This window comes from Collinsella aerofaciens, from assembly GCF_015548375.1.
Lineage (GTDB): Bacteria > Actinomycetota > Coriobacteriia > Coriobacteriales > Coriobacteriaceae > Collinsella > Collinsella aerofaciens_AB.
This window is the reverse complement of sequence record NZ_JADMWW010000005.1, coordinates 1-11,811: the sequence shown is the minus strand read 5'-3', so window position 1 is coordinate 11,811 and position 11,811 is coordinate 1. Positions and strand designations below refer to the sequence as shown.

Annotated in this window: 9 protein-coding genes; 7 read left to right on the top strand and 2 right to left on the bottom strand. The window is 61.9% G+C overall.

From position 1 onward, the window contains the following. Positions 1–179 precede the first annotated feature (179 nt). Positions 180–1,289, top strand: a complete 1,110-nt coding sequence (locus tag I1969_RS03410) for an IS110 family RNA-guided transposase (RefSeq protein WP_195232871.1) — start codon at positions 180–182, stop codon at positions 1,287–1,289. 414 nt (positions 1,290–1,703) lie between these two features. Here the strand turns inward: I1969_RS03410 and I1969_RS03405 are convergent, their stop codons facing one another. Then, the gene (locus I1969_RS03405) at positions 1,704–1,955 is read right to left on the bottom strand and encodes an indolepyruvate ferredoxin oxidoreductase subunit alpha (protein ID WP_158564522.1); all 252 of its coding nucleotides are present in this window, start codon (positions 1,953–1,955) and stop codon (positions 1,704–1,706) included. Positions 1,956–2,617: 662 nt separating this feature from the next. On the opposite strand from I1969_RS03405, the gene dnaK reads away from it, so the two are divergent. The 6 genes from dnaK to I1969_RS03375 all read left to right on the top strand — a co-directional run bounded on the left by dnaK (position 2,618) and on the right by I1969_RS03375 (position 10,549). Beyond that, complete coding sequence (gene dnaK, locus I1969_RS03400) at positions 2,618–4,510, top strand: molecular chaperone DnaK (protein WP_195232869.1); 1,893 nt, start codon at positions 2,618–2,620, stop codon at positions 4,508–4,510. A 2-nt stretch (positions 4,511–4,512) separates the two neighbouring features. Further along, a complete protein-coding gene (locus tag I1969_RS03395; RefSeq protein ID WP_195232861.1) occupies positions 4,513–5,355 on the top strand; it encodes a nucleotide exchange factor GrpE in 843 nt (280 codons plus the stop codon). A gap of 108 nt (positions 5,356–5,463) precedes the next feature. Further along, on the top strand, positions 5,464–6,429 hold the full coding sequence (locus tag I1969_RS03390) for a DnaJ C-terminal domain-containing protein (protein ID WP_128620421.1): 966 nt from the start codon (positions 5,464–5,466) through the stop codon (positions 6,427–6,429). Between the two features lie 72 nt (positions 6,430–6,501). Next, positions 6,502–6,918, top strand: coding sequence for a heat shock protein transcriptional repressor HspR (locus tag I1969_RS03385; RefSeq protein ID WP_195232859.1), 417 nt, complete (start codon positions 6,502–6,504; stop codon positions 6,916–6,918). Between the two features lie 391 nt (positions 6,919–7,309). Continuing rightward, positions 7,310–9,610, top strand: a complete 2,301-nt coding sequence (locus tag I1969_RS03380; RefSeq protein ID WP_195232857.1) for a hydratase — start codon at positions 7,310–7,312, stop codon at positions 9,608–9,610. Between the two features lie 249 nt (positions 9,611–9,859). Beyond that, positions 9,860–10,549 (top strand): hypothetical protein, encoded by a 690-nt coding sequence (locus tag I1969_RS03375; RefSeq protein ID WP_195232855.1) that lies wholly within the window; start codon positions 9,860–9,862, stop codon positions 10,547–10,549. Between the two features lie 375 nt (positions 10,550–10,924). Here I1969_RS03375 and I1969_RS03370 read toward each other — a convergent pair whose 3' ends face one another. Continuing rightward, positions 10,925–11,593 (bottom strand): hypothetical protein, encoded by a 669-nt coding sequence (locus tag I1969_RS03370; RefSeq protein ID WP_195232853.1) that lies wholly within the window; start codon positions 11,591–11,593, stop codon positions 10,925–10,927. Positions 11,594–11,811: the final 218 nt, after the last annotated feature.

The following is an 11,811-nucleotide window of genomic DNA, read 5'->3' as shown; positions in this document are numbered from 1 at the left end:
CGTGAGCTCAACCTGCGACGGTGCCAAATTAGTTATCACACAAAAGACGATATGAGAAAGCCATTGGGGTCGCCTCCCCCGCGTTGCAGTTTCTTTCCGCGGGCTCGGGGTGCCACAATGGGCTTTGAGTATCGGCCCGTGCGGTAGCCCTTACCGCACCTGCGGGGAGGAGGCTTCCCATGCCCCATGTTACCTCCATCGGCCTGGACGTCCACGCGCGATCGGTCGCCGCAGCGGCGTTCAACCCCTTCACCGGCGAGGTGGTGCACCGCGACTTCGGCACCGACGCCGCCGAGATCGCGGAGTGGGCCCTCGGGTTCGAGGAGCCCAGGGCCTGCTACGAGAGCGGTCCCACCGGGTTCCACATGGCGCGCGAGCTGCGCGCCCTCGGCCTCGACTGCGCCGTGGCCGCCGTCTCGAAAATGCAGAGGCCGGCGGCGGACGCGCGCCGCAAGAACGACCGGCGCGACGCCGAGTTCATCGCCCGCATGCTCGCCACCCACAACATCGTCGAGGTCCCGCTGCCGGACGCGGCCGTCGAGGCCGCCCGCGACCTCGACCGCGCCCTCGACGACGCCACCGTTGAGTACCGCCGCGCCAGGCAGCGCCTCAACATGTTCCTGATTAGGCTGGGATACGTCTGGGACGAGCGCAACGCCGACGGGACGAGGAAGAAGGCCTGGACGCGCGCCCACTGGAGGTGGATATCCGAGATCAGGCTCGAGGGCCCGCAGCGCGACGCGCTCGAGTACTACGTCACGGCCGCCCGCTGCGCGGAATCGGACAGGCGGCAGCTCGAGAGGAGGGTCGTCGCGCTGGCCGGCGCCGACCGGTGGCGCCCGGCCGTGGAGGCGCTCTCCTGCATCAAGGGGATCGACACCCTGACGGCCTTCAGGCTCGCGGCGGAGGCCGGGTCCTTCAGCAGGTTCCGCTCGGCACCGGCCTTCGCGAGCTGGTGCGGGCTCACGCCGTCGGAGCACTCGAGCGGCGAGTCCGAGCGGCGCGGCGGGATAACCAAGGCCGGCAACGCGCTCGCGCGCACGGCGCTCATAGAGTCCGCATGGCACTATTCCATGTGCTCCCCGAGGCCCAAGGCCCCCGCCCCCGGCACCGACGTGCCCACGGCGGTACGCTCGAGGGCGGACGACTGCACCGCCAGGCTCCACCGCCGCCGCGAGGCGCTCGCGCGCGCCGGCAAGCCGGCCTGCAAGGCCAACGCCGCCGTGGCGCGCGAGCTCGCCTGCTGGGTCTGGGAGATCGGGTGCAGGTCCGAAGGGACCATCCTCTAGCGGCCGGCGACAACCGACTCCCGCCGAGAGGGCCCGCGCCTCGACGCATCGCCGGCGCGAGTTCACGGCCTCTTTTATGGGCAGCCCCCGGGCCGCGCCCGACAAAAGACTGGATTCGCACGATCGCGCCGGACGGAGAATCGAAATGCGGTGGGGTGCGCGGACATACCGGGCTGACCGCCGGCAGCGCGCCCGCAAGAGCCCGCGGATATTAGCTTGCCAGGCAAGCGTCGACTAAACGTGCAGCGTGCGCGGGCCCTCCCGACGGGAAACGAAAAAGCCCGGTTTAAAACCGGGCTCGAACAAACACGCCTATTGACAATGGCTTTCTCATATTAAAAGAGGCCTCCGCGGCGATGCGGAGGCCTCTTTTTTGTGCACGGTGTACTTTTGAGTGTGCAGGTGGGGGAGTGGTTACTCCTCGACGATCTCGGTGATCGCGCCAGCGGGGCAAGCGTCCTGGCAAGCGCCACAGGCGACGCAGGAGTCCTCGTCAGCGACGGTAGCGACGTCCTGGAGCTCCAGAACGCCAGCGGGGCAGGAGTCGACGCAAACGCCACAAGCGATGCACTCGTCGGCATCAATTACGGGATGAGCCATGGTAGTTTCCTCTCTGTTGACCGACGCTACAGGCGATGCGCGCCGGTTTGATTCGGGCAAAAACATACCACGGGAGCGACCGTTTGCAATACCCTCTGACCGGCATCTTCATACCGTTCGCCGAGTATGCCAAGGTTTACTAAAAAACGTGCAGGTGGGGCCGTTGAGCTGCGTAAATGTTAGCTAAAGGTGACTTGAAATATAGGGCGATTGAGCGTGCTTACGGAAAGCGCGACCCGGAATTGACGCTCAGACTGGGACGCGCTTTCCCGATGGACGTTTAGCGGAAACTATGTCCCAGAATTCGCTCTCAAAACGGGATGCAGTTTCCAGTTGAGCGCTCCGCGGGAAACTGCGTCCCGGAATCTACGCTCAAACTGGGCTGCATTTTCCGGTTGAGCCTTCAAGCGGAAGCTGCATCCCAGAATCGCCGCTCAAAACGGGACGCACTTTCCCCGGGGTCGCCCCAAAGTCTCCTGCGCGGCTCCAAGCTCAAACCTCAGCCAACTCTACATAGATCTCGATAGATTTGCCGAGAACTCAAACAGTGTGTCTACCTGCGTATTTGCGAACCTAAACTCTCGGCAATAAGAAATCTTATATGAATTGACTTAGATTTTGTATATTCCGGCCCATAAGGGGATACACTACATCCTGAAAGACAAGCCGAAACACCGCTCGGCAGACCGCCGAGTCGGTGCAAACGCACAAGAGAGAGGGAATTTCTAATGGGCAAGATTCTTGGTATCGACCTTGGTACTACTAACTCCGCAATGGCCGTCCTCGAGGGCGGTTCTCCGACCATTATCGTGAACGCCGAGGGCGACCGCACCACCCCGTCCGTCGTGGGCTTCCGTGCCGACGGCGACCGCGTCGTGGGTAAGGCCGCTAAGAACCAGGCTGTCACCAACCCCAAGAACACCGTGTTCTCCATCAAGCGCTTCATGGGCCGCAAGTACTCCGAGTGCACCTCCGAGATCAAGACCGTGCCGTACGAGGTCAAGGAGGGCCAGGGTGGCCGTGCCGTCGTCGACATCGAGGGCAAGGACTACACCGCCGAGCAGGTGAGCGCCATGACGCTCGCAAAGATGAAGGCCGACGCCGAGAAGTATCTGGGCGAGACCGTCACCGACGCCGTCATCACCGTCCCGGCCTACTTCAACGACGCCCAGCGTCAGGCCACCAAGGACGCCGGTAAGATCGCCGGCCTCAACGTCAAGCGCATCGTCAACGAGCCGACCGCTGCTGCTCTGGCCTATGGCCTGGACAAGCAGGGCACCGACCAGCGCATTCTGGTCTTCGACCTGGGCGGTGGTACCTTCGACGTCTCCATCCTCGACCTCGCCGACGGCGTGTTTGAGGTTCTGTCCACCTCGGGCGACAACCACCTGGGCGGCGACGACTGGGATCAGCGCGTCATCGACTGGATGGCCGATAAGTTCCAGCAGGAGAACGGTGTCGACCTGCGTCAGGACCCCATGGCCCTGCAGCGTCTGAAGGAGGCCGCCGAGAACGCCAAGAAGGAGCTCTCCGCCGCCCAGCAGACCACCATCAACCTGCCGTTCATTACCATGAACCAGTCCGGCCCGCTGCACCTCAACTACACGCTGACCCGCGCCGAGTTCGAGAAGATCACCCGCGACCTGCTCGAGCGCTGCAAGCAGCCTGTCACCAACGCCCTGCGTGACGCCAAGCTTAAGCTCTCCGATTTGACCGAGGTCATCCTCGTCGGCGGCTCCACCCGTATGCCCGCCGTCCAGGAGCTCGTCAAGACCATGACCGGCAAGCAGCCCAACATGTCCGTGAACCCCGACGAGGTCGTTGCCGACGGCGCTGCCGTCCAGGGCGGCGTGCTCACCGGCGACGTCGAGGGCATCCTGCTGCTCGACGTTACCCCGCTGTCGCTGGGCGTCGAGACCATGGGCGGCATCATGACCAAGATGATCGACCGCAACACCACGATCCCGACCTCCAAGACCGAGGTCTACTCCACCGCTGCCGACAACCAGACCAGCGTCGAGATCAACGTGCTCCAGGGCGAGCGCGAGCTTGCCCGCGACAACAAGTCGCTCGGTAAGTTCCAGCTGACCGGTATCCCGGCTGCCCGCCGCGGCGTGCCGCAGATCGAGGTCACCTTCGACATCGACGCCAACGGCATCGTCAAGGTCTCCGCTAAGGACAAGGGCACCGGCAAGGAGCAGCAGATCACCATCTCCGGCTCCACCGCGCTTTCCGACGACGAAGTCGATCGTATGGTCAAGGACGCCGAGGCTCATGCCGAGGAGGACAAGAAGCAGAAGGAGGAGGTCGAGGTCCGCAACCAGACCGACAGCCTGTGCTACTCCACCGAGCAGACCCTCAACGAGCTGGGCGACAAGGTTTCCGCCGACGTGAAGTCCAAGGCCGAGGCCGCTATCGCCGACGCCAAGAAGGCGCTCGAGGGCTCTGACGTCGAGGCCATCAAGGCCGCTGGCGAGTCCCTGCAGTCCGTGGCCTACGAGCTGGCTCAGGTTGTCTACGCCGACGCTCAGCAGCAGACCGACGGTGCCGCCGGCGCTCAGTCTGCCGACGATGACGTCGTCGACGCCGACTACGAGGTTGTGGACGACGAGGACAAGTAATCATGTCCGCCCGTAAAGCTCGCACGGAGGCGGCTGCCGCTGGCGTCGCCCCCGTTGACTCTGAGGAGAAGGACGTGAAGATTCCCGTAGAGGCCGTTGACGATACCGAGGCCAATGAGGCCGCGGCCGCCGAGGCTGCCGAGAACCAGGTAGAGGATTCAAACAAGGAGGCGACGATGACCGAGGACGAGATGGTGGAAGCCGCTATCCGCGCCGGTGAGGAAGCCGCCGACAACGACTTTAAGCTCAAGTTCGAGCAGGCTCAGAAGGAGCTTGCCGACGTGCGCAATGAACTCGATGCTGCGGCAGAGGCTCAGAAGGCCGCTGAGGACAAGGCGAAGGACGCCACCGAGCGCACCGCCCGTCTGCAGGCCGACTGGGAGAACTTCCGTCGCCGCACCGCCAACGAGCGCATTGCCGAGCGCGAGCGCGCGACCGAGAAGCTTGTCACCGCGCTGTTGCCGGTGATCGACGATATCGAGCGCGCGATCGACCATGCCCGCAGCCAAGAGCTTTCCGACGACTTTAAGCAGTTCGTCGATGGCGTTGACGCGGTACATGCCAAGCTGCTCGATGTGTTTGCGCACGAGGGCGTTGAGCCCATCGACCCCAAGGGCGAGGCGTTCGATCCGCTCGAGCACCAGGCTGTGGGTCGCGTCGAGGACGCATCGCAGTACGACGAGACCGTCAACGATGTGTACCAGAAGGGCTACCGCATGGCGGATCGCATCCTGCGTTCCGCGATGGTGACGGTGACCTACGGTGGCGAGAAGCGCCCCGCACCGGAGCCCGAAGCGGCGCCCGAGGATGCTGCGGCCGATACGGCCGAGAGCACCGAGGAGTAATTGAGAAGGGCCCCGGGGCAACACCCGGGGCCCTTTCTGGCCTAGTGCCATATGAAAGCATGAGCCGTCGTCTGCATGGGCGGCGGACGTAACAGGAGAGGAGCTACGATGGCTGCAGGCAAAACCTTCTATGACATCCTGGGCGTATCCAAGAGCGCCTCCGATAAAGAGATCAAGAGCGCGTTTCGCAAGCTCGCGCAAAAATATCACCCCGATGCCGGCGGCGACGAGGCCAAGTTTAAGGAGATTAGCGAGGCCTACGAGACGCTTTCGGACGAGAAGAAGCGCAAAGAGTACGACCAGATGCTCATGTTCGGCGGCATGCCGGGCGCGGGCGGCGCGTATAGCGGTGGCTACGGCGCCGGTGCCGGCGCGAGCGGTTGGGGCGATATCTTCGACAGCATCTTCAGCGGCAACGGCGCCTGGGGCAGCGACTGGGGCTCGGGCTTTGCCGGTGCCGCGGGTGCTGCCGGTGCGGGCGCGGGCCGCAACCGCGCACGCAAGGGCGGCGACCTGTCGCTGACCGTCGATGTGACGGCCGAGGACGCGTTTCGCGGCGTGACGCACAAGGTTACCTACCGCATTCCCTCGACGGGCGAGCAGCAGACCATTACGGTCTCGGTGCCTGCGGGCGCGGTCGACGGAGGTAAGCTGCGTTACAAGCGTCGCGGCGAGTACGGCGTTGCCGGAGGCGAGCGCGGCGACCTGGTCGTGACCACGCATGTGGAGGAGCACCCGCTGTTTAAGCGCAAGGGTGCCGATGTGACCATGGAGGTGCCGATCTCGGTCTACGAGGCGGCGCTCGGCTGCACGGTGGATGTGCCCACGCCCGGCGGTGCGACGGTTCGTCTGAAGGTGCCCGCTGGCACCCAGACGGGCAAGAAGTTCCGCTTTAAGGAAATGGGGGCGCCCGACGTTAAGCACCGTGGCCGCACGGGTGCGTTGCTCGTCGAGATCAAGGTGCAGGTTCCCTCGAACCTGTCCGACGATGAGCGCGATGCCATGACCAAGCTGCGCGAGGCCGATACGCGCGATTATCGCGAGAAGGTCAACCGTTACAAGGCGACGTTCTAGGGCGGCCGTGGCGCACGCCCGCGCCCGCGGGCTTATGATGGACGATAGCGAGACGGAAAGGGGTCAGGTAGCATGGCCGAGGACAATAGGAACAAACCGCTGTACATGATCAGCGTGGCGGCCGAGCTGACCGGCATGCATCCGCAGACTCTGCGCGTCTACGAGTCCAAGGGCCTGGTGAATCCTCAGCGCTCGGGCGGCAACACGCGCCTGTATTCGCGTGCCGATATCGAGCGTCTGGAACTCATCAACCAACTGACCGACGAGGGTATCAACCTTGCCGGCGTGGTGCGCATCCTCGATATGAAGGAGCGTGCCGAGGAGCGTGAGCGCGAGAACGAAAAGCTCCGCGCCCGCGTGCGCCAGTTCGAGGACGAGCTGCACGAGTACAAGATGCAGAAGAAGATCACCGCCCTGGCCCCGCGTGATGGCTCAGTCAACCCCGAGCAGGTCATGCGCAAGCTGCTGGGCGCCGGCGGGGATCTGTAGGTTCCGCCGTTCTGACGAACGGCGGACCAGTTGACGCTGCACGCCGCCCAGAGCGACAATTTGTCATTCAAAGGGCAAGGCATGACCAGAAGGTCTATGCCTTGCCTTTTTCATGCCAACTTGTTCGCTCTGGACGTCGCTCGCTGTCCGTCCTCTACCTGCGGCGCTGCCTTGCTCCGGATGCGGTAGGGTAGTCATTGGACGTTCTTAAATGACTAGTCGAAAGGGACGCTCTTGCACAAAATCTTCCGGCCTTCGACCGGCACGTCCTTTACTTTACTGAGATAAAGTGAACGTACAGATTCGTAACCCGCTGGCAACCGTTCTATGGCACGATATTGAACGAATGTATGCTATGCGCCCAAATCTTTTGGGCAGAGTGGGAGACAGTATGGTCAAGCTGTACGAGGACGGCATCTACCTGCGCGGCGGCAGCGAGGTCGTGCCTGCGGCCGAGGCTGCCGAGCGCGGCATTACGAAGACGCCCGAGGATGCCAAGCGCGGAACCATCGCGTATTCGATCCTCCAGGCACACAATACGTCCGGCGACCCCGAGGCACTCAAGATTCGCTTCGACGCCATGGCGAGCCACGACATCACCTTTGTCGGCATCATCCAAACGGCGCGTGCCTCGGGCATGGAGCAGTTCCCGCTGCCCTACGTGCTCACCAACTGCCATAACTCGCTGTGCGCCGTGGGCGGCACCATCAACGAGGACGACCACGTCTTTGGCCTCTCTGCGGCCAAGAAGTACGGCGGCATCTTTGTCCCGCCGCATATCGCCGTCATCCACTCCTTTATGCGTGAGAACTTTGCCGGTTGCGGCAAGATGATCCTGGGTTCCGACTCGCACACCCGCTACGGCGCCCTAGGCACCATGGCCGTGGGTGAGGGCGGCGGCGAGCTGGCCAAGCAGTTGCTGCGCGACACCTACGATGTCGCCTATCCCGGCGTCGTCGCCATCTACCTCACGGGTGCCCCGCGCCCCGGCGTCGGCCCGCACGACGTGGCGCTCGCCATCATCCGCGCCGTCTTTGCCAAGGGCTACGTTAAGAACAAGGTCATGGAGTTTGTGGGCCCCGGCATCGCGAGCATGACGACCGATTACCGCAACGGCGTCGACGTCATGACCACCGAGACCACCTGCCTTTCCTCCATTTGGGCAACTGACGAGGACACGCACGCATTCCTGACCATGCACGGCCGCGGCGACGACTACCGCGAGCTCAAGCCCGCCGATGTTGCCTACTACGACGGCTGCGTCGAGGTCGATCTGTCGAGCATCAAGCCCATGATCGCGCTGCCGTTCCATCCTTCCAACGGCTTTGAGATCGACGAACTCAACGAGAATCTCGAGGACATCCTGCACGAGGTGGAGCTCGAGGCCGCCAAGATCGGCGAGGGCAAGACGCACTTTAGCCTGCTCGACAAGATCGTCGACGGCAAGCTGCACGTGCAGCAGGGCGTTATCGCCGGCTGCTCGGGCGGCAACTACGACTCCGTGGTCCAGGCTGCCCGCGTGCTCAAGGGCGCCAACACCGGCTGCGGCGAGTTCTCGCTGTCGGTCTACCCCACGAGCCAGCCCGTGGCACTCGAGCTTACACGCCGCGGCTACATCTACGACCTTATGGAGGCCGGCGCGATTGTGCGCACGGCATTCTGCGGCCCGTGCTTCGGCGCCGGCGACACGCCTGCCAACAACGGCCTTTCGATTCGCCACACCACGCGCAATTTCCCCAACCGCGAGGGTTCCAAGCCGGGTAATGGCCAGCTGAGCGCCGTAGCCCTGATGGACGCCCGCTCCATTGCGGCGACGGCTGCCAACGGCGGCGTCCTGACGCCGGCGACCGACCTGCCCGAGGAGACTTGGGACGAGGCCTGCGAGTACACCTTTGACGACGCGCCGTACAAAAAGCGCGTGTACTGGGGCTTTGGCAAGGCGGAGCCTGCCGACGAGCTGGTCGAAGGCCCCAACATCAAGCCGTGGCCCGCGATGGAGCCCCTCGGCGACGATATCCTGCTCAAGGTGTGCTCCAAGATCATGGACCCGGTCACCACGACCGACGAGCTCATCCCCTCGGGCGAGACGAGCTCCTTCCGCTCCAACCCGCTGGGCCTGGCCGAGTTTACGCTCAGCCGCCGCGACCCGGCCTACGTGGGCCGCTCCAAGGAGGTCGACGCGGTGGAAAAGCGCCGTGTGGCCGGTGAGGCCGCGGGCGACCTGGCGGCGCTCGATGCCGAGCTTGCCGGTGTGTTTGAGGCACTGGCCGGCGCGGGTGTCGCGGCCGATGCCAAGGCGACCGAGTGTGGCTCCATGCTCTATGCCAAGAAGCCTGGTGACGGTTCTGCCCGCGAGCAGGCCGCGAGCTGCCAGCGCGTGATTGGCGGCTTGGCCAATATCGTTCACGAGTACGCCACCAAGCGCTATCGCTCCAACGTGATGAACTGGGGCATGGTGCCCTTCCAGATGGAGGCTGAGCCCAACTTTGAGGTGGGCGACTATGTCTTTGTGCCGGGTATCCGCGCTGCGCTCGATGGTGACCTGAAGAACATCGCCGCCTACGTGGTGCGCGCCGACGGCACGGTCGAGCAGATTGAGCTCTATATTGCCGATATGACGGCAGAGGAGCGTGCCATCGTCAAGGCCGGCTGCCTGATCAACTACAACAAGTTCAAGGCCGCTGCCGAGTAACGCACATACTTGTCCGCCCCGGTTATACCTTTCCCTGCCGCTCACGCGCTTCGCGAGGGTCGCGTCAGAGAAAGGTATAACCGGGGCTACTTGTTAAGTGCTGCTCGTTGGGTCTTGAGGGCGCTAAAATCGAGGTTGCAACTCTCCTCTATGGGGGAGTGCGCCTTTGTTCATATGCTATCTAGAATTGACAGTATGAAGTTGGCGCTTTAAAGTGAGCTCAAAACACTCTCGTTTGTGGAGTTGAAGATGAAGCGTTGCACTTCTGTTTTGTTGCTGTTGGTGGCTTGCGTCGTCGCTGCTGCGGACGTGGTCCTATTTGGCTCGCTTATCTTCTATGGGCCGAGTGGGGTTGAGCAGACGGTTGAGATGGCGTCCCTTGTTGCATCGATGCCCGGGCAAATGATTTCGGACGTTACAAAGCCCGATGAGATAACGCTCGATATCGAGGAAACGCCGGGCATTCTAAGCATAAGCAACTACCCCATGATTGAACTTGGCTCGTCTCGCTATACCAAGGACGAGAAGTTGTCCCGACAGGCGCTGGACTTGCTAAACGGGCGTTCGTTCAAACGCTGGGACGGTTGGGATGCCTATGAGCGCCGACGTGGTTCTGTGAACGGTGGCTACTATACAACGCTGAAGTTGTATTCATCTGATGGCAAACTGATGCGCACCGTTAACTACAATCCGGAATACGCAAAAGCCGGAGGTGGGGACGGCGTCTATATCCAAGATGGCGGCGTGACCTACATTCTTGAAGGCGACCAGCAGCAGGTGATCGATTTTTTGGATCGTTGCGTGATGGACGCGTACGACCAGACCTGCCTGCCCGACCCGCAGACTGCACGCGATGGTGGATCTGCTCGTACATGGCTATTCGAGGATGAGATGCCCTGGACCGCCGAATCGGGAAGCACGGGCTCGGCAAAAGAGTAGAGAACGCGACCACCACAAAGGTGCCCCTTTGCGGTGGTTTTCAGTCTGTCTCGATCTGTAACATCTGGGCCGTTAAAAGTGGGCTTGGTGTTGCAGATTTAGATTATCGATTCGGGTGTCTTCTGTTTATCTCGATCTGTAACAGGTGGACCCTTATTTGCCGAGTAGTTGTTACAGATTTAGATAAACGGGCGCCGCTGAGCATTTCATCTCAATCTGTAACATCTGGGGTCAAAAACGGCCGCTAGATGTTACAGATCGAGACAGATGAGCGCCGGAGTCGAAAACCACCACAAAGGGGACAGGCACCTTTGTGGCGGTGGGGAACGAGCTCGATGTTGTTGTGATTGTTGAGCGGTATGTTAATGAACGTCTCTACAGGATTTCATCTGGGCTGGCGGGCTTGGTTGTTTTGGGGATGCCGAGTTTGGATGACGCGAAATCGTCAACATTGTCCTTAATTCCGTCTTTGGTGTAGACAGTGACCATATAGGTGCTGTGTCCGAATTCGCCCTTGTCGCGTGTTGCCCAGGCATCCCAGTAGGCGGCCCCGTTTCGCCCTTTGATTTTTCCGACACGGCGGAGTTCTGTTCGCTTTAATTTCCGGTTGCTATAGATGGTTCGACCGGCTTCCGCGGTGAGCCCGCACTGTCCAAGCAGCTTGTCGAGGACTTGGTTCATGTGGCGCTCATCGGTGTTTGGTGCGTAGTCGTAGGCGAGGGTGATGGAGTCGAGTGGCTGGTCGTCGATCAGATAGTTTAGCGCCTGAGGTTCAAGGCAGAAATAGGGGGAGCATCCGTCGACCTTGCCGAGCAACGGTAACTTGGACTGCCAACTTCCGGTGGGAATTGCATATTCGTAGAACACGCCACGGCAGACAAAGGAGAGCGAGGTGGCACGCGAGCCGGCGTCGATCATCCCGCAAAGATCGAAGGGCGAGGCGATACCAAAAGAAAAGGGCGTGATGACGATAAGGAAGAGCATCACGATGGGTATGGCGAGAATGGCGATGACGTTGCGACCGGTGGAATGAGACGGCTTCACATGCGCTCCTCGAGACAAAGATCTGTTGAGGATAGGCAGAAATGGATATGTTCAGAGAACAATTCAAGTTTAATCTCATGGCGCGAGATAGTCGACCGTTAGCGTCGAAAACCACCACAAAGGTGCCTGTCCCCTTTGTGGGGTTGATTTCCGATCTCAGCCGAACACATTGAGCAAATAGGCCATTCCCGCAGTTAGCTGAACGCCCCCGCGGCCCC

Bases quoted from the DNA above. Each gene is read 5' to 3' on its own strand.
- I1969_RS03410 (WP_195232871.1), top strand. From the start codon at position 180: ATGCCCCATGTTACCTCCATCGGCCTGGACGTCCACGCGCGATCGGTC.
- I1969_RS03405 (WP_158564522.1), bottom strand. From the start codon at position 1,955: ATGTTTTTGCCCGAATCAAACCGGCGCGCATCGCCTGTAGCGTCGGTC.
- dnaK (WP_195232869.1), top strand. From the start codon at position 2,618: ATGGGCAAGATTCTTGGTATCGACCTTGGTACTACTAACTCCGCAATG.
- I1969_RS03395 (WP_195232861.1), top strand. From the start codon at position 4,513: ATGTCCGCCCGTAAAGCTCGCACGGAGGCGGCTGCCGCTGGCGTCGCC.
- I1969_RS03390 (WP_128620421.1), top strand. From the start codon at position 5,464: ATGGCTGCAGGCAAAACCTTCTATGACATCCTGGGCGTATCCAAGAGC.
- I1969_RS03385 (WP_195232859.1), top strand. From the start codon at position 6,502: ATGGCCGAGGACAATAGGAACAAACCGCTGTACATGATCAGCGTGGCG.
- I1969_RS03380 (WP_195232857.1), top strand. From the start codon at position 7,310: ATGGTCAAGCTGTACGAGGACGGCATCTACCTGCGCGGCGGCAGCGAG.
- I1969_RS03375 (WP_195232855.1), top strand. From the start codon at position 9,860: ATGAAGCGTTGCACTTCTGTTTTGTTGCTGTTGGTGGCTTGCGTCGTC.